The 20780-nt window shown below is 42.0% G+C and carries 17 protein-coding genes; 12 read left to right on the top strand and 5 right to left on the bottom strand.

The window, feature by feature from the left end:
- Both aroQ and acuI read right to left on the bottom strand, forming a co-directional pair.
- Complete coding sequence (aroQ, locus tag PROVRUST_RS07945) at positions 1 to 465, bottom strand: type II 3-dehydroquinate dehydratase (protein WP_006814253.1); 465 nt, start codon at positions 463 to 465, stop codon at positions 1 to 3.
- A 234-nt stretch (positions 466 to 699) separates the two neighbouring features.
- Positions 700 to 1680 (bottom strand): acrylyl-CoA reductase (NADPH), encoded by a 981-nt coding sequence (gene acuI / locus PROVRUST_RS07940; RefSeq protein ID WP_006814252.1) that lies wholly within the window; start codon positions 1678 to 1680, stop codon positions 700 to 702.
- 610 nt (positions 1681 to 2290) lie between these two features.
- Between acuI and PROVRUST_RS07935 the strand changes: the two genes are divergently transcribed.
- The 11 genes from PROVRUST_RS07935 (at position 2291) to PROVRUST_RS07885 (ending at position 14668) form a co-directional block, all read left to right on the top strand.
- On the top strand, positions 2291 to 3334 hold the full coding sequence (locus tag PROVRUST_RS07935) for a rod shape-determining protein (protein ID WP_039854762.1): 1044 nt from the start codon (positions 2291 to 2293) through the stop codon (positions 3332 to 3334).
- 83 nt (positions 3335 to 3417) lie between these two features.
- Complete coding sequence (gene mreC / locus PROVRUST_RS07930; RefSeq protein ID WP_006814249.1) at positions 3418 to 4401, top strand: rod shape-determining protein MreC; 984 nt, start codon at positions 3418 to 3420, stop codon at positions 4399 to 4401.
- Between the two features lie 44 nt (positions 4402 to 4445).
- On the top strand, positions 4446 to 4934 hold the full coding sequence (gene mreD / locus PROVRUST_RS07925; RefSeq protein WP_006814248.1) for a rod shape-determining protein MreD: 489 nt from the start codon (positions 4446 to 4448) through the stop codon (positions 4932 to 4934).
- A gap of 35 nt (positions 4935 to 4969) precedes the next feature.
- The gene (locus PROVRUST_RS07920; protein WP_006814247.1) at positions 4970 to 5557 is read left to right on the top strand and encodes a Maf family protein; all 588 of its coding nucleotides are present in this window, start codon (positions 4970 to 4972) and stop codon (positions 5555 to 5557) included.
- Complete coding sequence (rng, locus tag PROVRUST_RS07915; RefSeq protein WP_006814246.1) at positions 5554 to 7023, top strand: ribonuclease G; 1470 nt, start codon at positions 5554 to 5556, stop codon at positions 7021 to 7023. Before PROVRUST_RS07920 ends, rng begins: the two co-directional genes overlap by 4 nt.
- A gap of 23 nt (positions 7024 to 7046) precedes the next feature.
- Positions 7047 to 10841, top strand: coding sequence for an AsmA2 domain-containing protein YhdP (gene yhdP, locus PROVRUST_RS07910; protein ID WP_071599543.1), 3795 nt, complete (start codon positions 7047 to 7049; stop codon positions 10839 to 10841).
- Positions 10841 to 11680, top strand: a complete 840-nt coding sequence (gene nit1, locus PROVRUST_RS07905; RefSeq protein ID WP_006814244.1) for a deaminated glutathione amidase — start codon at positions 10841 to 10843, stop codon at positions 11678 to 11680. The genes yhdP and nit1 overlap by 1 nt, the downstream gene beginning before the upstream one ends.
- 21 nt (positions 11681 to 11701) lie before the next feature.
- The gene (tldD, locus tag PROVRUST_RS07900; protein WP_006814243.1) at positions 11702 to 13147 is read left to right on the top strand and encodes a metalloprotease TldD; all 1446 of its coding nucleotides are present in this window, start codon (positions 11702 to 11704) and stop codon (positions 13145 to 13147) included.
- A 97-nt stretch (positions 13148 to 13244) separates the two neighbouring features.
- Positions 13245 to 13724 carry a ribonuclease domain-containing protein gene (locus tag PROVRUST_RS07895; protein WP_006814242.1) on the top strand — a complete coding sequence of 160 codons (480 nt, stop codon included), beginning with the start codon at positions 13245 to 13247 and terminating at the stop codon, positions 13722 to 13724.
- An 11-nt stretch (positions 13725 to 13735) separates the two neighbouring features.
- On the top strand, positions 13736 to 14017 hold the full coding sequence (locus PROVRUST_RS07890; RefSeq protein ID WP_039854760.1) for a barstar family protein: 282 nt from the start codon (positions 13736 to 13738) through the stop codon (positions 14015 to 14017).
- 87 nt (positions 14018 to 14104) lie between these two features.
- Positions 14105 to 14668 (top strand): RBBP9/YdeN family alpha/beta hydrolase, encoded by a 564-nt coding sequence (locus tag PROVRUST_RS07885; protein WP_039854759.1) that lies wholly within the window; start codon positions 14105 to 14107, stop codon positions 14666 to 14668.
- 42 nt (positions 14669 to 14710) lie between these two features.
- Here PROVRUST_RS07885 and yjgA read toward each other — a convergent pair whose 3' ends face one another.
- Positions 14711 to 15256, bottom strand: a complete 546-nt coding sequence (yjgA, locus tag PROVRUST_RS07880) for a ribosome biogenesis factor YjgA (protein WP_006814239.1) — start codon at positions 15254 to 15256, stop codon at positions 14711 to 14713.
- A gap of 163 nt (positions 15257 to 15419) precedes the next feature.
- Here yjgA and pmbA point away from each other — a divergent pair, with 163 nt between their 5' ends.
- A complete protein-coding gene (pmbA, locus tag PROVRUST_RS07875; RefSeq protein ID WP_006814238.1) occupies positions 15420 to 16760 on the top strand; it encodes a metalloprotease PmbA in 1341 nt (446 codons plus the stop codon).
- A 55-nt stretch (positions 16761 to 16815) separates the two neighbouring features.
- Here pmbA and PROVRUST_RS07870 read toward each other — a convergent pair whose 3' ends face one another.
- Positions 16816 to 20130 carry an autotransporter domain-containing protein gene (locus tag PROVRUST_RS07870; RefSeq protein WP_006814237.1) on the bottom strand — a complete coding sequence of 1105 codons (3315 nt, stop codon included), beginning with the start codon at positions 20128 to 20130 and terminating at the stop codon, positions 16816 to 16818.
- Between the two features lie 201 nt (positions 20131 to 20331).
- Complete coding sequence (gene rnk / locus PROVRUST_RS07865; protein WP_006814236.1) at positions 20332 to 20742, bottom strand: nucleoside diphosphate kinase regulator; 411 nt, start codon at positions 20740 to 20742, stop codon at positions 20332 to 20334.
- Positions 20743 to 20780: the final 38 nt, after the last annotated feature.

The following is a 20780-nucleotide window of genomic DNA, read 5'->3' as shown; positions in this document are numbered from 1 at the left end:
TTATATTTGGATTGAATTAATTTGTCGCACACGGTTAACCGCGGCTTGCAATGCAAAACTGTAACCCTCTGCGCCAAGACCACAAATAACTCCATTTGACATATCGGAGAAATAAGAATGATGGCGAAAGAGTTCTCTAGCATAAATATTAGACAGATGAATTTCGATAAACGGAATACAAACTGCTAATAGCGCATCACGCAAAGCAACACTCGTATGCGTAAATGCGGCCGGATTGATTAGAATATAATCAGTGTTATCTTTTGCAGCATGGACTCTATCGATTAGCTCATGCTCTGCGTTTGACTGAAAATGGCTCAACTTCACCCCTAAATTCTCTGCTTCTTGCATCAGGTTCGATACAATTTCAGAAAGAGGACGAGGTCCATACTTGTCTGGTTCTCTCGAACCCAGCATATTTAGGTTCGGTCCGTTAAGGAGCAAAATATGAATATCTTCTGTCATTGTGTTGCTAACTCCGACGATATGTCAATAATCCGACAACATAACTCTATGTCACCGGTTTGTCATCTTTTATCATAAAAATAAATAGATTTTCTACTGACAAGGACGGTCATTATAATTATTTCGTCGCATATAGCAGCAAAATACTGGTCTTATCAGAGAAATTACCTGAATTTATTTTATAAATTGTGGGGTAATCCACATAGTTACAGCACTATTTCAAAAGTAGATGATTTAAATTTGAAGGTTAACTAGGGTACGCCCTGTAATCTGATTTTTTAAGAGTTTTTTGGCGCACTCTACGGTTTCTTCTAGTGTAATTTCACGGCTAACTTGGCCATAGAAGCTTTCAGGAAGTAATTGTGTGAGTCGCTCCCAGACTTTTTGACGTTTAGCCGCAGGGTAGTAGACAGAATCTACGCCTTGTAAGCGAATATTGCGTAAGATAAACGGCATAACGGTAGTTGGTAATGCTATCCCGCCAGCTAATCCGCACGCGGCAACGGCACCATTATAATTGATTTGCGCTAAAATATTGGCGAGAACGTCTCCGCCGACAGTATCAACAGCACCAGCCCAACGTTGTTTGTCGAGAGGCTTCGCGGGGTTAGTGAAATCATGGCGAGGAAGCACACTTTTTGCGCCAATTTGTTGAAGATAGTCGTAATTTTCAGGTCGTCCTGAAATGGCAACCACGTGATAGCCTAATATTGATAACAGTTGGGTAGCAATACTTCCGACACCGCCGCTGGCACCACTGACAATAATTTCACCACTTTCTGGGGTGATGCCAGCGTCTTCGAGAGCATTGACACAGAGCATTGCCGTAAATCCTGCGGTTCCAATAATCATTGCGTGTTTCAGTGATAAAGCTTCAGGTAGGGGAGTTAAATAGTCTGCTGGCACTCTAGCTTGGCTTGCTAATCCACCCCAATGATTTTCGCCAACACCCCATCCGGTTAAGAGTACATGCTGCCCAATACGAAAACGAGGATCTTCGCTATGGTGAACAATACCAGAGAAATCTATGCCTGGAATCATCGGATATTGGCGAACGACTCCCGCTTTTCCGTTGATAGCTAACGCGTCTTTATAGTTAATTGTTGACCAGTGAATATCAACAATCACATCACCCGCAGGTAAATCTTCAGTGGAGATGTGGCTAATTTCCGGAGTAATACTGTCGTTTTGTCGATGCAAAATAAGCGCTTTCATGATCTACCCCTAATTGATGAATTAAAAATATTTTTTAATTTACACATAGGCAAAATTGTTTTCCTTGACCCCATTATGGTGTTTGCATTTTTACTTGTGTAATTAATTTGTAAAAATGCATTTTTTTACTGGCATAACTAGGCTTTTATCATGCAAAATGTCCTACTCTGACTTATACATCGGCATATAGATATATTTAAGCCTTATTTTTGGTTGATAATAGAATTCACTAGATTTAAGTTCACTTATTTTGTTGGTAAAAAGCGGGTTGTATAGCAATAATTAAAATAGATAAATTATATTTGAACTTGTAGGCGTTAAAGCTTGTCACACTGGGAAGACCATAAAGATGGAGTATATAACAACCAGATGGCTGTCCTTGATTTGTGCGTGAATAGTTTTCGATAACAGTAACGTATGAATTAGCGGTCGCTTTCGAGGTTTTTATCTGCTTCGTTTAGTATAGAAGCATGTACAATATTAGTATGTGAAAATAAATGAATTAACCATATTTATGAAGTGATTGATTTACGCCTTGAGGCAACTTCAAGTGGTTGGTAGAGTAGACGGGTTTTTATTCGTCCCCAGCTTGCAGGATAACCCTTTCGTTATGTTTAAAAAATTTCGTGGCATGTTTTCTAATGACCTGTCGATTGACTTGGGTACTGCCAATACCCTCATTTATGTCAAAGGACAAGGCGTCAAATTAAATGAACCTTCTGTTGTCGCTATTCGCCAAGACCGTTCCGGTTCGGCAAAAAGTGTTGCTGCGGTTGGTGGTGAAGCTAAGCAGATGCTGGGGCGTACACCGGGTAACATTTCAGCTATTCGCCCAATGAAAGATGGGGTGATTGCAGACTTTTTCCTAACCGAAAAAATGTTACAACACTTCATTAAGCAAGTTCACAGCAACAGTTTCTTACGCCCAAGCCCACGCGTGTTAGTTTGTGTGCCTGTCGGTGCAACGCAAGTTGAGCGTAAAGCCATCCGCGAATCAGCATTAAGTGCTGGTGCTCGCGAAGTCTTCTTAATTGAAGAGCCTATGGCGGCTGCAATCGGAGCTGGCTTACCAGTATCTGAAGCAACGGGTTCTATGGTGGTGGATATCGGCGGTGGTACAACTGAAGTTGCCGTTATCTCCCTGAATGGTGTTGTTTACTCTTCTTCTGTACGTATTGGTGGTGACCGTTTTGACGAGTCAATTATCAATTACGTGCGCCGTAACTATGGTTCTCTGATTGGTGAAGCGACTGCTGAGCGAATCAAACACGGAATCGGCTCGGCTTTCCCAACTGATGAAGTTTATGAAATTGAAGTTCGTGGTCGTAACCTTGCTGAAGGTGTACCTCGCGGTTTCAAAATGAACTCCAACGAAATCTTAGAAGCGTTACAAGAACCGTTAACCGGTATTGTTAGCGCGGTTATGTTAGCGTTAGAACAGTGTCCACCAGAATTAGCCTCTGATATTTCAGAGCGCGGAATGGTATTGACGGGCGGTGGTGCTCTCCTGCGTAATTTAGATCGTTTATTAATGGAAGAGACTGGTATCCCAGTTATCGTTGCTGAAGATCCTTTAACCTGTGTTGCCCGTGGTGGCGGTAAAGCGTTAGAGATGATCGATATGCACGGTGGTGACTTGTTTAGCGAAGACTAAATCACGCCATAGGCAACTGGGGTTTTGCTCCAGTTGCTTTGACTATTTTTTTATTCTCCGACATTAGCGAAACGTAGCCATACATGAAGCCAATTTTTAGGCGAGGTCCTTCCCTACAGTTACGCATTTTTATTGCAGTTATAATTGCATTAGTGCTGGTGGTGATTGACCATCGTTTTGAGCCTTTCAATAAAATCCGTAATTATTTAGACACGGCGGTTAGCCCATTCTATTTTTTAGCCAACGGACCTCGTCAGTTTCTTGATAATATCTCCGAGAACTTTTCAACTCGAGACCAACTTCAATTTGAAAATAAAGCGCTACGCCAAGAATTACTGCTGAAAAAAGCAGATAACTTACTTCTTGAGCAATTGAAGCAAGAAAATGCCCGTCTGCGTGAATTACTGGGTTCTCCACTACGCCAAGATGAACACATGATGGTGACCCAAGTCATTTCAGGCGCAAATACGCCTTACCGAGATCAAGTTGTGATCGATAAAGGGAGTAATGACGGTGTTTATGATGGGCAACCTGTTATCAGTGATAAAGGGGTTGTTGGGCAAGTCGTCGGAACCAGTAATTTCAATAGTCGCGTATTATTAATTTGCGACACTGCGCATGCGCTGCCAGTACAAGTCCTACGCAATGATATCCGAGTCATCGCTGCGGGTTCCGGTTGTGCCGATGATCTACAGTTGGAGCCTCTGCCAGAAAATACGGATATCCGTGTTGGTGATGTGTTAGTGACGTCAGGATTAGGGGGACGTTTCCCTGAAGGTTATCCAGTTGCGGTTGTTTCGGCGGTCAAACACGATACACAACGTGCGTATACCATTATTTCAGCAAGACCAAGTGCTGAGTTACAACGTCTACGTTATTTGCTCCTTTTATGGGGTAATGAAAGTGATCCTAATACGGCATTGCGGCCTTCGGATGTTTACCGTGCTGCAAATGAGCGCTTGATGAAAGTCTTGCCTCAAGTTCTCCCAACGCCGAGCGAAATTCAGGGGCCACCATTACCATCATCCATGCAACCCGCTGAGCAAGCGGCGCCTCAACCACAATAAGGAATGGGCGAATTGTATGGTATTGGGTAGGAGGATTAACAACAATGGATGAGTACCGCGGTAATGGTCGCGCCATTATTTGGTTATCATTTTTTATCGCACTGATTTTGCAGGTGATGCCTTGGCCTGAGCAGCTAGCATTTTATCGACCAACATGGCTGCTATTGATTTTAATCTACTGGGTGATGGCATTACCGCATAGAGTCAGTGTGGGAACCAGCTTCATCTTAGGGATCATTGTCGACTCTATTCAAGGCTCTGCGTTGGGCGTTCATGCCCTGTCATTCAGTATCATTTGCTATTTAGTTGCCTATAAACATCAATTACTACGTAATATGGCACTTTGGCAGCAAGCTTTAGTGATTGTTTTACTGACCGCAGTACAAGATTTGGCTGTTTTTTGGGCTGAATTTATCTCTTCGCAGGTATTATTCCATCCTCAAGTATTCTGGAATAGTTTAGTGAATGGTATTCTGTGGCCATGGTTATTTTTGCTATTACGAAAAATTCGTCGCCAGTTTTCAGTATGTTAAGATGTGGCTGTTGACGATAACTGGAAAGACGATTTATGAGCTTAATTTATCTGGCATCAGGTTCACCTAGACGGCGTGAATTAGTGCAACTCCTTGGTTACCCATTTGAAATTCTACGCCCTGACGTAGAAGAAAAATGGCAAGTTGGAGAATCACCGCAAGAGTATGTACAGCGCTTAGCGCGAGATAAATCATTAGCTGGCGTTGCGATTGCTCCAGAAGATCACCCTGTTCTAGGGGCTGATACCATTGTCGTGCTTGATGGGAAAATATTAGAAAAACCCAGAGATTCCGCTCATGCCCAACAAATTCTCAGTGACCTTTCTGGTAAGACGCATCAGGTGATGACAGCGATTGCATTGTCGAACTCTCATGAAACATTGACCGCATTGATTACGACAGATGTGACATTCCGCGAGTTATCTTTAACTGAAATACAGGATTATATAGATTCCGGTGAACCGATGGATAAAGCGGGCGCTTATGGAATTCAAGGCCTTGGTGGACGCTTTATACGCCGAATCAATGGTAGTTATCATGCAGTAGTGGGTTTACCACTTGTGGAAACGGAAGAGTTAATACAACGATTTTTAGCGTTAGGTGATGGGAAGGGGAAGTCATGACTACGGAACTATTAGTAAACGTAACACCATCTGAAACGCGCGTTGCTTACATTGATGGTGGGATCTTACAAGAAATACATGTTGAGCGAGAAGCGAAAAGAGGACTGGTAGGGAATATTTACAAAGGTCGCGTGAGTCGCGTATTGCCTGGCATGCAGGCGGCCTTTGTTGATATTGGTCTGGATAAAGCCGCCTTTTTGCACGCCTCTGATATTATGCCGCACACAGAATGTATTGCGGGTGATGAACAGAAAAATTTCCATGTAAGAGACATTGCGGAGCTGGTTAAGCAAGGTCAAGATTTGATTGTTCAAGTGGTCAAAGATCCTCTAGGAACTAAAGGGGCTAGACTCACAACGGATATCACGCTTCCTTCTCGCTACTTAGTGTTTATGCCCGGAGCTTCTCATGTCGGTGTTTCTCAGCGTATTGAAAGTGAAGCAGAACGTGAGCGCTTAAAAGCGTGTGTCGCTCAGTATTGTGACGAAAATGGCGGTTTTATCATTCGTACAGCAGCAGAAGGCGTAGCTGAAGACGATGTGAAACAAGATGCGGCGTTTTTAAAACGCCTGTGGGCAAAAGTCATCGAGCGTAAAAAGCGTAATGTTACTCGAACTAAAATTTACGGGGAGCTTTCATTAGCCTATCGGATCATTCGTGACTTTGCTGGGGCATCATTAGACCGTATTCGTGTCGATTCCCGCTTAACCTATTCAGAATTAAAAGAGTTTATTGCTGAGTATGTTCCTGAAATGACAGCGAAACTGGAACTCTATCAAGGCAATCAGCCAATCTTTGACTTGTTCGATGTGGAAAATGAAATTCAACGAGCGATGGAGCGAAAAGTTGAATTGAAATCGGGTGGCTATCTGATAATTGATCAAACTGAAGCCATGACGACCATTGATATTAATACCGGCGCTTTTGTTGGTCATCGTAATTTGGAAGAGACGATTTTCAATACCAACATCGAAGCAACCCAAGCCATTGCTCGTCAGTTACGATTGAGAAATTTAGGGGGCATTATCATTATCGACTTTATCGATATGATTGATGTAGAGCATCGCCGCCGAGTTTTAGCCTCGCTCGAACAGGCATTGAGTAAAGATAAAGTCAAAACCACCATCAATGGTTTTTCTCAGCTAGGATTAGTTGAGATGACACGTAAGCGTACCCGTGAAAGTCTTGAGCATGTTCTCTGTGATGATTGCCCGACTTGCCAAGGACGCGGTACCGTTAAATCAGTCGAAACCGTGTGCTACGAAATCTTGCGCGAAATCGTGCGAGTACATCGTACCATTGATGCTGACCGATTCTTAGTCTACGCTTCGCAAGCCGTGGTTGATGTGCTCACTGGAGACGAATCCCACGCATTAGCGGAAGTGGAAATTTTTGTAGGGAAACAAGTTAAAGTGCAGATTGAGCCGTTATATAGCCAAGAGCGCTTTGATGTTGTCATGATGTAGTATTTCGCTTTAAGGAGAAACTGGTGAAACGACTGCCACGTGTAGTTCTCGTGACAACTGCTGCTGTATTGTTGCTGTGTGCGTTGGTACTCACCAGTTTGCGTTTCCTATTACCTAATATTAATAATTATCGTCCAGAAATTATCAGTTACATTGAAAAAAAGGGCGATATCAAGCTACAGATTGGGGAGATTGCAGGAGCATGGCGCTATTATGGTCCTGAAATTATCATTCACAATGTCTCTCTAAAGAGTGCCTCTACTGATGTCGACGTGAATAAAGTCACGGTAGAATTAGACATTTGGAACTCCTTATTTTCTCTTCGTTGGCGCTTTCGTGACCTCACTTTTTATCAACTCAATGTGGATCATAAAGTTCCTCTCAGTCTTGACGGGTCTGAAGAAGAAACCAATTATGATGCGATTGATGACTTATTTTTACGTCAGTTCGACCATTTCATTTTAAAAGATAGCCAGTTAACGTTTCTGACCCCATCAGAACAGAAAATGACGTTATTGCTACCTGAACTCTCTTGGTTAAACGAGAGTGAGCGCCACCGAGCTCAGGGCTTTGTTAGCCTTGAAACACTGAATAAACAGAATAGTTACCTGCAAGTAAAGTTGTATGTCTCTGATAAAAATGGCGTTTTAAGTGACGGTGTTTTTTATCTACAGGCCGATAACATTGATATGCAGCCATGGCTCAGTCAGTGGCTGCGTGAAAATACTGGTCTTCGTGATGCTAACTTCAGCCTCTCATCTTGGGTCACCCTTAAAAATAACCGTATTGATATGGGGCTGATCCAGCTACGTCAAGGAGAGGCAAACTGGGGTGAGAAAGACTCAGTGCAAAACCTGCAAGTCAATGATTTATTAGTTCGAATGAAGCGTCAGGGCAATGGCTGGTTATTCAATATTCCGGAGCTGGATACTCTGAAAACCAATGAATATATCTGGCCTCAGGGCAGTGTTTCTGTGCTCTATCTACCTTCATCAGCTAAGTATCAAAATAAAGATCACTGGCGAATTCGTGCCAAAAATATTGAATTAGAACGTCTCAGTGAAGTTCTCCCCACATTCTCATTTGTCACCCCTGAAATGGTACAAGATTGGCAACATCGCCAGCCAACAGGGGTCGTCACTGAATTTTCTCTCGATCTCACTCAAGATCTGCAAGATCATATGCAAATCAGTATGGATTGGCAGGATGTGAGCTGGAAAAAATGGAAAGAATTACCCTCTGTGAACCATTTTTCAGGGGTTTTAATGGGGAATTCTCAGGAAGGAAATCTCTCTTTTAGCCTGAAAGATAGCATTGTCGATTATCGTGATGAATTTAAAGCGCCTTTTGAAATTAGCAGCGCTAAAGGTAAATTACATTGGGTCAACAATGACAGTGAATTCAAGTTATGGGGGCCTTCCATTGATTTACAAGCCAACTCTGTCTGGGCCAATGGATCATTCAGCTACGCTCAAGCAAAGAAATCGGATGTTACGGATTTAGCCATTTTACTGGGAATTAGTACGGATGATGCGGGGAATGCATGGCGTTATTTCCCTCAAAAATTGATGGGACAAGAGGTTGCGGATTATCTGACGAAAGCGATTATTGCTGGGCATGTCGATAATGCAACGTTGGTGTACAAAGGCAATCCAGAGCATTTCCCTTATTACAAAAATGATGGTCAATTCCAAGTGTATGTCCCTCTACGTGAGGGAACTTTTGAGTATGATGACCAATGGCCTGCGCTACTAAATTTAGACCTCGACCTTGATTTTAGCCGTGCTGGGTTGGCGATGCATACCGACTCCGTGAAATTAGGGGACGCCACCGCCACCAACCTGAATGCGGTGATCCGTGACTACAGTGATGGCATGCTGCATATAGATTCAGGCGTGACGGGTACAGGCAAACAGATCCAAGAGTATTTCACTCATACTCCACTGAAACACTCTATCGGGGATACTCTTGACGAGTTGCAAATTGATGGCACCGTCACGGGTAATTTAGATCTGGCAATCCCTCTGGTTGCTGGTAAAGATGTAGTGGCTAAAGGGCAAGTCAATCTAAATAAAAATAATGTATTTGTTCGCCCCATCGACAGCACTCTTCATGGGCTTACTGGTAGCTTTAAATTCACTAATGGGGATTTAGTGAGTGATAAAATTACCGGGCAGTGGATCGGTCAGCCGGTATCTCTAGATTTTACGACCTTAACACGCGCCAAAGATTACTTAGTGGACATTAATCTAGGTGGTAGCTGGGAATTCGCCAAGTTACCGATAGAGTCTCAGGAATTGAAAGGAAAAGTCACTGGGATCAGTGATTGGAAAAGCCATATTAATATTACTATTCCTGAATCCAGCAAACAGGCTACAGGATTACAAATTGAAATTACCGCCGGTCTTAATAAGCTAAAAAGCCAATTGCCAGCACTTAATACGGCGTTATTAACGCAGCTTGGTAGCGTGAATGTTGAAGCCAAAGGTTCCACGGAACAACTGGTTATTGGCGGTGATATCGGTCAACGTCTTGGCTTTAATACCGAATGGCGTCTCGCGAGTGAGCCATTGAAGTTATTAAAGGCTCATATCTCAGCGTGGAATAATAAAATACCTGAGTTACCGGCTAACTCTGTCATTTTAGTGGATTTACCTGCGGTGAATGATGTGAACTGGGAAAATTTAGCCAGTGGTTTCCTCGCTTCTCCTGCTAGCGATAAAGTCGCCAAAGTGGCTTTACCTGACATGCTCGAAGTCAAAGTACCGTCCATCTACCTTGCTGGACAGTATTGGAAAAACCTAAGTTTTTCATACGATTTACATCGTAATGAACAATTAATCCGTGTTGATAGTGAGAACTTAAAAGGTACCCTACAAACGTACAGTAAACAGTATTGGGCACTAAATATTGATTATCTCTATTACAACCCTGAATCTTCAACTACCGCAAAAGACGATAAGGTTAAACCTGAAACGTTCAATTTTAGTGACTGGCCACGAGTCAATATTTATTGTGCAGATTGTTGGGTCGGGGGGCAAAAATTGGGCGAAATTAGTGCCAAAGTGATCCCTGAAGACCTCCATACATTGAAGCTCACTGGAGGATCGTTAAAAAATAGTGCCTCTGATCTGAAACTGGATGCAATATGGCGTAGTGGGCAAGAAAATAAAACCGAAATTGCGGGCTCACTAACGGGAGACGCTTTCGATGAAACGGCAGCTTATTTTGGTGTATTGGTTCCGATCATTGACTCTCCTTATGTCGTCGAGTTTGACTTGAATTGGATAGACGTTCCTTGGTCGCCAGATTTGCCAACACTAAACGGTAAAATGTCGGCCCAGTTAGGCAAAGGGGCGATTGCTCACATGGGCGGGGGACGTGCGGGTCAACTTCTCCGTTTAGTCAGCTTTGATGCTTTATTACGTAAATTACAGCTCGATTTTCGCGACACGTTCAGTAACGACTTTGATTTTGATTCCATCAAAGGTGACGCGACCATTAAAAATGGTACTCTAACCTCGAAAAATTTATATATCGATGGATTATTGGCAGATATTGCACTGAATGGGGACATTGATCTGGTTAACCGCCAATTAAATATTGAGGCGGTTATCACCCCTGAAATTTCTGCTACAGTAGGTGTAGCCACCGCATTCGTGATTAACCCATTTGCTGGGGCAGCAGTGTTTGCGGCATCGAAAGTCCTTGGCCCGCTATGGAGCAAAATTTCGGTCATTCGTTATCGTGTCACCGGCAGTGTGGATGAACCAAAAATTGATGAAGTATTACGTCAGCTTAAGGAGACTCAAGAGTAATGAAAACGGGTAATGTTGCACTTTTGCAGTTATGCAGTGGAGATAATACGAAGCACAACTTGGCACAGATCGAGCAACAAATTAAACAGTTGCCTGATACCGTGCAGTTAGTACTAACTCCCGAAAACGCATTGCTATTTGCCGATGCTGCAACCTATCGTAAAAAGGCTGAAACAGAAGGCAAAGGCCCATTACAAGACGCTATTCGCGCGATGGCTATCCGCTATAAAGTTTGGATCCTGATTGGGTCGATGCCATTGATTAGTCGTGAAGATCCGACACGTATTACTAGCAGCAGTTTACTGTTTGATGCCGAAGGCAATATCACCGCACGCTACGATAAAATTCACATGTTTGATGTGAATATTGAAGATGAGCAAGGTGAATATAACGAATCTGTGATTTATCAACGGGGTGAGCATATCACGGTTGTGGATACCCCCGTGGGACGTTTAGGTTTAACTATCTGTTATGACCTACGTTTCCCTGGTTTATTTCAAGCATTGCGTGAGCAAGGTGCGGAAATTATTTCAGTTCCCGCTGCATTTACTCGCTATACAGGGCAAGCCCACTGGGAGCCACTGTTAAGAGCCCGTGCAATTGAGAACCAATGTTATGTATTAGCACCAGCCCAAGTGGGAGTTCATGGAACTCGTCGTACATGGGGACACTCTTTAGCCGTCGATGGTTGGGGTAAAGTGATGAAAAAAAATGTCGATGCAGTATCGGCATTGGTTGTGAATATTCAACCGGAAAGTTTAAATGTCATGCGTCAACAAATTCGAGTGGTAAAACATAACCGCTTTAGACCGCAATTGACGTCATTAATTAAAAAATAAACGACAACAAGAGTAACGAATATGAGTTTAGCTTCTGTCAGCGAACATTTGCTGACTGCCAATGGTCTTAAACAAGATAATCTGTACGATATTTTAACGCTTTTATCTGAGCGTCGTGTGGATTATGGGGATCTGTTTTTTCAGTCTAGTTACCATGAGTCATGGGTATTAGAAGACCGAATTATCAAAGATGGTTCCTACAATATTGACCAAGGTGTGGGTGTTCGAGCGATCACAGGTGAAAAAACGGGGTTTGCATATGCAGACCAAATTTCCTTGTTAGCACTGACCCAAAGCGCAACCGCAGCACGTAGCATCGTGACTGAACAGGGTTCTGGAAAGTCACAGATCTTAACCAATGTTGACTACAAAAAACTCTATTCAGAAGCGGATCCTTTACAAAGTTTACCACGTGAGCAGAAAATTGAACTGTTACATCGTGTGGATCAAGTCGCGCGAGCAGAAGACCCGCGTGTTATTGAAGTCAATGCCAGCTTAACCGGTGTCTATGAGCAAGTCTTAGTCGCTGCCACTGATGGAACGTTAGCCTCGGATATTCGTCCTCTGGTGCGTTTATCCGTTAGTGTGCTGGTGGAACATGATGGTAAACGTGAGCGTGGCGCAAGTGGTGGCGGTGGTCGCTATGGTTACGAATACTTCCTCGAGATTCATCAAGGGCAGGTTGTCGCGGAACAATATGCTCGCGAAGCCGTGCGTATGGCGCTGGTAAATCTTTCTGCGATTGCGGCTCCTGCGGGAATGATGCCCGTGGTATTAGGTGCAGGCTGGCCGGGTGTTTTACTGCATGAAGCGGTAGGTCACGGACTTGAAGGGGACTTCAATCGCCGTGGTACTTCAGTATTCTCCGGCAAAGTTGGCGAGCAGGTGGCATCTTCACTTTGTACTGTCGTGGATGATGGCACGATTGTTGGGCGCCGAGGTTCATTAGCAGTGGATGATGAAGGCGTTCCTGGTCAATATAATATCTTGATTGAAAACGGTATTTTACGGAATTACATCCAAGATAAACATAATGCTCGCTTGATGGGCGTTGCTCCAACGGGAAATGCACGTCGTGAATCTTATGCACACTTGCCAATGCCACGCATGACCAACACCTACATGTTGGCAGGGCAGTCCACACCGGAAGAGATCATTGCGAGTGTTGAAAAAGGTCTGTATGCACCGAACTTTGGTGGCGGACAAGTGGATATCACCTCGGGTAAATTTGTATTCTCAACGTCAGAAGCTTACTTAATTGAGAACGGTAAAATTACCTCGCCAGTGAAAGGCGCAACCTTAATTGGTTCTGGTGTAGAAGCGATGCAACAGATCTCCATGGTTGGTAATGACCTTGCACTAGATAAAGGCGTTGGTGTGTGCGGTAAAGAGGGACAGAGTGTGCCTGTTGGTGTTGGGCAACCTACATTGAAACTCGATAAAATGACTGTCGGCGGCACGGCGTAATTACGGATATATTAAGCTTTTCTATTTAATCGCCCTAGTTGCCTGTGCCACTAGGGCGATTGCTTATCAGCTTATAATCCAAATAAGGTAGAAAAAGATGAATAAACGCGTTATTTCATTAGTTTTAATGGCAATTTTAATTGCGGTTAGCCTCTATTTTAAAGGTGGAGAGCAACCTGCGACGGAGCCAGCGGCGAATTCGCCATCCCATGAAGTTGCCGCATCAAAAGAGATGCCGAAAACGATTGACCAACTGACCGCACAAAATAATGTGGTCAGCTTTATGGAGAAATACCAAAAGTTACCGGCATTCTATATCACTAAAAAACAGGCACGAGAAGCAGGCTGGGATGCAAAAAAAGGCAATCTTTGTGATGTATTGCCGGGCAGAGCTATTGGTGGCGACCGTTTTTCTAATCGTGAAAAACGCTTGCCGATGACAGACAGTCGCCAATGGTATGAAGCGGATATCAACTATCGCTGCGGGCATCGCGGTGCTGACCGTTTACTCTATTCATCGGATGGCATGATTTTTGTCACGACCGACCACTATAAAAGCTTCCAGCAAGTCAAATAATGGACATTCCGATGAACAATAACGTTATTTTTGATTTTTGCCAGATAAGGGATCTCGAGGATTTTTATTGTCAATTCCAGCAAAAATTCTCGCTACCTTCTTGGTTTGGGCATAACCTCGATGCATTATGGGATATGATTTCCGGTGAGATTGAGTTACCGATGACAATAATTTTTAGTCATTTGAGCCTAGCGCAGCAGCACCAATTTGCGGAAATTATTGATCTGATGAACGAGGCTGAGGATGAATTAGAAGGGCGTTTTATCTTTCTGTTAGATATCCCTGAAAGCTGAAATAGTGTGGTTTATCTCTTTTAACGTAGGTAATACACAATGCCGAGTAGTAATCTTTTCCATGAAAATGATGTTGAGGAGCCGGTAATGAAAGGCAAAAAAATTATTATTGTTCATGGCTATACAGCATCACCTGAGAAAAATTGGTTTCCTTGGCTAAAAGAAGAATTAGAGTCTTTAGGGGCGATAGTGACTGTGCCTGCCATGCCAGAGTCTAATTTTCCAGACCCTCAAAAATGGCAACAGCATTTGCTCAATTCTCATATTCAGTTTGATGAAGATACTATCCTGATTGGCCATAGCCTTGGTTGTGTTACCGTTTTACGCTTTCTTGAACAACAAGTACCTCAAGGCGTTAAAATCGGGGGATATGTATTAGTGGCAGGCTTTGACCATAACCTTGAAACATTACCTAGCTTAGAGTCTCATACTGAGGTTTTATTGGATTATCGTAAGTTAACCCATATCGCAAATAAACGAATATCACTGATTTCATCCAATGATCGGGTGGTGGAGCCGCAAGCATCAAAAGATTTAGCTTGTGCACTACAAGCAGATATAGTGATTGAAGAAAATGCAGGGCATTTTTTAGATAGAGAAGGGTATACCGAATTCCAAACATTACTGAATATCTTGAAAACGCAGTTTTAAAGATAACCCCCCTATAATCATCGCGATATAGGGGAGTATTCGCTAGATACTGTCAGAAAGCTCTTTCAAATATTGAAAGATTTGACGGAATGCTTTCGGTGGTTTGTTCGCATCACGCTCTTTTTTCGCATTACGTACTAGTGCACGTAACTGCTGACGGTCAGTGTGTGGGAATAGCGCAACAACCTCTTCAATCACCTCATCACCACCTGCCAGCAAGCGAGTGCGCAGATCTTCCAATTTGTGGAAAATCACGATTTGCTGGTTATGGCGGTTCTTCAGTTTATCTAGAGCTTCTGTGATCGGTTCAACTTCACGAGAACGTAGCAGTTTACCGATAAGTTGTAACTGACGACGACGTCCTTCTCGTTTTATTTTCTGGGCTAGCTCTACCGCTTCAAGCAATTGAGGATCTAATGGGATACGCTCAAGTTCATTTTTACTTAAGTCGACAAGCTCGGCCCCTAATTTTTTGAGGATCTCAGCATCGCGTTTAATTTCGCTTTTACTGACCCAAATAATCTCATCGTCCTCGTCTTCTTCGGGCGCTGGGATATCATCCAGCCAGTCATCAGGCTGTTTGGCCATAGGGATTTTCCTTTTTACTAAACGCAGAGATGATCTACGGCGTTATGAGTGTTAACATTCTTACTATTAACGCTATTGTAACTGGGAAAGCCCCCTTATGACTACTTAACATTGATATGTCTAGGTAGAAAATTACTTTTCCCCACTTTATTGGACTAAATGCATGAGTGTCACTGAACAAGTTACCGAACAACGTAAAAAATTAGAAGAAGCCGTCGCCCACGCATTGGAGTATGCCAAAAGTCGTTGTGACGCTGCTGAAGTTGCTGTTAATAAAAGCACTGGAATTAGCGTTAGTACTCGCCAAGGTGAAGTGGAAAATGTTGAATTTAATAGTGATGGTGCATTAGGCATTACGGTTTATCACAAACAACGTAAAGGTAGTGCCTCTTCAACCGATTTGAGTCATGAGGCTATTGAACGCACGGTGCAAGCTGCTATCGATATTGCATGCTATACCTCAGAAGATCCTTATGCCGGTCCCGCAGAAAAATCTTTATTGGCATTCGATGCCCCAGATTTGAATTTATTCCAAGCCAGTGAATTGTCTCCAGAAGACGCCATTAAATATGCATCCATCGCTGAAATGACGGCTTTGAAAGCAGACTCTCGGATTATTAATACCGAAGGCGGCAGCTTTAATGGTCATTATGGTATCCGTGTTTTTGGTAACTCACATGGCCTACTGAAAAGCTACAGTTCCAGCCGCTATTCTATGTCGAGCTGCGTAATCGCCGAGGAAAATGGTCAAATGGAGCGCGATTATGCCTATACCATTGGCCGTAGCATTGATGCGCTGAAATCCCCTGAATGGGTCGGTCAAGAATGTGCTCGTCGTACATTATCGCGCTTATCACCACGTAAGTTACCAACCATGAAAGCTCCTGTAATTTTTGCCTCAGAAGTGGCGACAGGGTTATTTGGTCACTTGGTGGGGGCGATTAGCGGCAGCAGTATTTATCGAAAATCATCATTTTTACTCGATAGCTTAGGAAAACAAATTTTACCGAGTTGGTTGACCATCAACGAGCAGCCACATTTAATGGGAGGGCTTGCGTCTTCACCGTTTGATAGCGAAGGCGTTCGTACCACTGAGCGTAATATTGTAGAAAATGGTATTCTGCAAACATGGTTAATGACCAGCTACTCAGCAAGAAAGTTAGGACTGCAAAGTACCGGTCATGCGGGTGGCATTCATAACTGGCGCATCGCCGGCCAAGGGTTATCATTTGATGCATTATTAAAGCAGATGGGAACAGGGTTGGTTGTGACTGAGCTAATGGGGCAGGGTGTTAGTGGCATTACGGGGGATTATTCTCGCGGCGCATCGGGTTTTTGGGTTGAGAACGGTGAAATCCAATACCCTGTTAGCGAAATTACGATTGCGGGTAATCTAAAGGATATGTGGATGAATATGGTCACTATCGCAGATGATATTGAAACCCGTAGCAATATTCAGTGTGGTTCTGTATTAATCCCTGAAATGAGTATTGCAGGGGAATAGAGTTTTTATGGATAGGAGCCTCGAAAGAGAGGCTCCATCATAATATGAGTTAAAATTAAAAGTGCCAGCCGATATTTAAAGTTCCTCCGTGTTCTTGGTATTTTTTCGAAAGTACACCGCTATAATTAACCGACATTTCTGCATTTTCCATAAGAGGTATAGAAGCTCCAACGTTTAACTGAGTTCCATTTTTAATCATTGGAATGACACTTTTCGCTCCATCAACTTGATTATTGATCAGCGGATTATTGGTGTTGTATTGGAAACTCCCACCATTTTGAGCATCTCCATAAGTATGAAGCCATGCTGCACCCACGTAAGTTTTTATCGCTAATTTGTCGTCGAACTTCCATGTTTTAGCTATCTTGCTACCTAATGATGAACTCAGAATATGATTACGTGTTTTGGCGCTTTCTAATTGATAGAAACCATTACTTTGTTTTATTGCAGGGCTCCAAATAGAGGTGTAAGACAGACTTCCTGTCGGTTCAATTTGAATAGTATTCCAGTTAAACTGTTTGGATAACGTAGTAAATATTTGCGTGGAATGTGAGTGATAATCAGCATTAAATTGACCATCATATGTATCAGCAACGAGAGTCTTGTATTGATCAAATGAGTAAGTTGCCCCATTCACAAATGCCCAATTATCTTTTGAATACTCAGTATAACCACCAATATGATGGCTAGATTGATGAGCCGAATTATGGTTTTGGTCCCTTAAATTTCCATCAATATAGGCACCAATCATACCGATAGACCAATTATTAATGGTTTTATTGCTACCGATGATTAAACCATGATGGCGATGAGTATAATTTTCGGCATAACTTGAGTTATGCAAAATAGAAGCCCATGTGTGTATACCGTCTGTTTGCGGTTCTCTCTCGTTTAAATGTTCTGTGATTTGATCGCGAACTCGGCGATGATTATTAAACTGTTCAGCAATAATACTCGAGTGAATCTCACTGGCTTTTTTAGCTTTTTGTTGGATTGCTTTTGCATAAGGTTTGAAGGTAGTGTGATGTAACGTCATTTTATTATCTAAATCAGTTAATGTACTCTCTGATTTATTTTTGTTATCAAAAATCAAGTGATAAGCATTGGTGTCTTTTGATTTGAAAATCTCAGGCGTCACATTATCGGTTTTTAATACATTGATAGTATCGTTTGAAAACTCCCCTTCAATTCCTTGTTCTGCAGTAATAAAGGTATAGTACTTTCCTTGATAAGTTTGCATATCGGACGCAGTCAGGGATTGACTTGACTCTTGGCTGTATAGATTAATGGCGGCATTATCGATATAAACTTTGCCCGTTACGGCTAATTGATCTATTTGGTTTGTTGTTGGAGCTAATTGAGCAGAAAAAGTTGAGTTACGGTCAAAAGTGATATCACCATCGATGGTAAAAGTGCTTAGTTGGCCGTATTGAGTTGGTGCAAACGTTCCGCCTTGATAAATATGTATATTACTGGCTGAGCCACTTCCTGATAAAATGCCCGTGTTATACACATTAATATCTGAACGTGTGGAGCCGGAAATAATGAGCTGTCCTGCTTCTATTTCCGTCGTACCTGTATAAGAGTTATTTTTTCCAGCAAGCTCCAGTGTTCCGGTGCCTCGCTTGATTAAGCCCCCACTACCAGAAATATCATTTTCCCATTTATCGTATAGGCACTCTGTTGTATTACAAGAGCGCTCCCTTGGTGTTCCTTTATCGTAGATGGCACCTTGCTGAATATTCGCAATAAACATGCCGCTTCCAAAACTTTCCGTAAGTAATTTTAAGTCATCACCGAGCTCTGTTTTTAGGTCATCGGCAAGCATTACTTCTACATCATTGGCAGAGGCAAACATTGACGGGCCTTTAATTGCGTTTGCTAAATTAATTTCTCCCCAGCCAAAATAGCGATCAATGATTTTGGGGTTATTAGCCACAACACCGTGTTCATCGAGATCAGTGGCTGTTGTTTTTAAAACTAGGCTAATATCGGCAGAATCCATATAGGGAAAACGTTGCATCAATACGGCAGCTGCGCCAGAGGTATGTGCAGCGGACAGTGACGATCCAGTCGAATAGCCATAATCTTCGTGTAATAGATTCATTTGGTCATCAATTTTACTGGTACGTAATGTTGAACTGTATATTTCTGTTCCTGGTGCGGAGACACACCATAGTGCGGCATAGCCACATTGTGATGAGGTTGTGTGCAAAGTTTTTTTTGTAAACTCATCATTGAGAATAACATTTGTACGAATTAGCTGGTTGTTTTTTAGCTCCCACAAATAATCTATTTCACCAACAGCTAAATCCACTTCACGTAAATAGGGTTTATCAAGATAAGATATATGTTGGTATTTATCACCTGAACTTGTAATAAATATATTATCAGGGTTAGTGATATTAAGGCCCTGTGACCTAACCGGTGTAATATTTGATACAGCTAATGTGTTTTTTATTAATTCAGGGTAGACGATAGGTAAGCCAGCTAAAATTCCAGGTTGGTTATAATGATTAAAATCACCTACAGGAAACACATTCAAAATATTTTTTTTACTAGAAGATTTTATTGAGTGTAGTTGCCCCATAATACCTAATTGAGCATCACGCATATTAATAGGTATTTTTTTGCCATTAATTAATGAAATTGAATCATTTTCAACATCAACAAAATTTTTTATGGTTAATCCTGGTGCGATTTTTGTCGATGTTAAAAATAGTAATGGCGTGGCTTTATTGGTTTTTTCTTTATAATTTAAGCTGTCTATACTACTGTGGGAATTATCAATATTATTAATGCTAATTAATTGAACATTTTTTTTGGATACATCGTAATCCTGATCTTTTTCTAAAGTTCCATTATGATTGATAACTCTTACTGGGTAATTATCAATAAGACCATATAAGCTATTTCGGTCATCTTGAGCGTATATTTTTGATTTTGAAGCAATACCTATAATACCTTTTCCATTCTGTAGTCCAGAGATAATTACAGCATGTTTTACACCGAATGCATAATCAGATATATGAAAATTTGATGGGATCTGGTCGTTAATCATAAATGCATCAGTGTGCGAGTAGATATTATTTTTATCATTTACATAAATAAGTTTATTATTAAGATCACTAATTCCGGATGGGAAATCTGCATCAACGAGTCCAACTGAAATGTTTTCGCCAGTATAGCCAAGATCATAGGCATTTTTTGATGAAATAGAATTGAATCCCCAGTTTAAATAAAATTCAGGATTGTATTTCTTTGATATACCATAGACATAAGATGGCGAAAAAAGAATACTAGTGATTATTAATTTAGCTAATGATTTTTTTTCGGTTTTAAATATTTTTTTAGGGAATGCTTTTATCATTTAATATTAACCTTTATTATTTTAAACAAAGGCTGATGTTAGCTTTTTTTTGATTTTCTGATTTTAAAAAACGATGATGAAAATTAAAATAAGACAGTATTTATAAGATGTTTAAATAGGATGGGTAAGCTGCAAATGAAAATATTTTAAATATATAGTATTAGGCATCTATGATGCCTAATACGAAATAACCATCTATGACTAACGATGGAATTCGCCAGCCGCTTCAGGTTGATAAACAATCTCTAACACACGAACGCGGGTTTCTACGCCATTAGGCAGTGCCCAGCTAATTTCATCATTGACGTGTAAGCCTAACAGCGCTGCACCGATCGGTGCCATGACAGACAGTTGTTCTGCGCTGTCTTTGAGTGACGCGGGATAAACTAGCGTACGAGTACGCTCTTCATTACTAATCAGATCCAAGAAACGAATGGTGCTGTTCATTGTGACAACATCCGCGGGGATCTCTTGCGGAGATACAATATCCGCACGATCTAATTCATCGTTAAGGGCTTCTGCAACAGGAGTACCGGCATAAGCAGGTTGCTCCATCAGTGCATCTAAGCGTTCAGCATCTAAATCATTGATAATAATTGTTGGCTTTGTCATACCACACTCCAATAGAAACGTACAAAGCAAACACCCCC

Source organism: Providencia rustigianii DSM 4541 (genome assembly GCF_000156395.1).
In the GTDB taxonomy this organism is placed as follows: domain Bacteria; phylum Pseudomonadota; class Gammaproteobacteria; order Enterobacterales; family Enterobacteriaceae; genus Providencia; species Providencia rustigianii.
Note: the sequence above shows the minus strand (reverse complement) of the source record. Positions and strands in the feature narration are given on the sequence as shown.

Excerpts from the sequence above, each read along its gene's own strand:
- aroQ (WP_006814253.1), bottom strand. The coding sequence starts at position 465 with ATGACAGAAGATATTCATATTTTGCTCCTTAACGGACCGAACCTAAAT.
- acuI (WP_006814252.1), bottom strand. The coding sequence starts at position 1,680 with ATGAAAGCGCTTATTTTGCATCGACAAAACGACAGTATTACTCCGGAA.
- PROVRUST_RS07935 (WP_039854762.1), top strand. The coding sequence starts at position 2,291 with ATGTTTAAAAAATTTCGTGGCATGTTTTCTAATGACCTGTCGATTGAC.
- mreC (WP_006814249.1), top strand. The coding sequence starts at position 3,418 with ATGAAGCCAATTTTTAGGCGAGGTCCTTCCCTACAGTTACGCATTTTT.
- mreD (WP_006814248.1), top strand. The coding sequence starts at position 4,446 with ATGGATGAGTACCGCGGTAATGGTCGCGCCATTATTTGGTTATCATTT.
- PROVRUST_RS07920 (WP_006814247.1), top strand. The coding sequence starts at position 4,970 with ATGAGCTTAATTTATCTGGCATCAGGTTCACCTAGACGGCGTGAATTA.
- rng (WP_006814246.1), top strand. The coding sequence starts at position 5,554 with ATGACTACGGAACTATTAGTAAACGTAACACCATCTGAAACGCGCGTT.
- nit1 (WP_006814244.1), top strand. The coding sequence starts at position 10,841 with ATGAAAACGGGTAATGTTGCACTTTTGCAGTTATGCAGTGGAGATAAT.
- tldD (WP_006814243.1), top strand. The coding sequence starts at position 11,702 with ATGAGTTTAGCTTCTGTCAGCGAACATTTGCTGACTGCCAATGGTCTT.
- PROVRUST_RS07895 (WP_006814242.1), top strand. The coding sequence starts at position 13,245 with ATGAATAAACGCGTTATTTCATTAGTTTTAATGGCAATTTTAATTGCG.
- PROVRUST_RS07890 (WP_039854760.1), top strand. The coding sequence starts at position 13,736 with ATGAACAATAACGTTATTTTTGATTTTTGCCAGATAAGGGATCTCGAG.
- PROVRUST_RS07885 (WP_039854759.1), top strand. The coding sequence starts at position 14,105 with ATGAAAGGCAAAAAAATTATTATTGTTCATGGCTATACAGCATCACCT.
- yjgA (WP_006814239.1), bottom strand. The coding sequence starts at position 15,256 with ATGGCCAAACAGCCTGATGACTGGCTGGATGATATCCCAGCGCCCGAA.
- pmbA (WP_006814238.1), top strand. The coding sequence starts at position 15,420 with ATGAGTGTCACTGAACAAGTTACCGAACAACGTAAAAAATTAGAAGAA.
- PROVRUST_RS07870 (WP_006814237.1), bottom strand. The coding sequence starts at position 20,130 with ATGATAAAAGCATTCCCTAAAAAAATATTTAAAACCGAAAAAAAATCA.
- rnk (WP_006814236.1), bottom strand. The coding sequence starts at position 20,742 with ATGACAAAGCCAACAATTATTATCAATGATTTAGATGCTGAACGCTTA.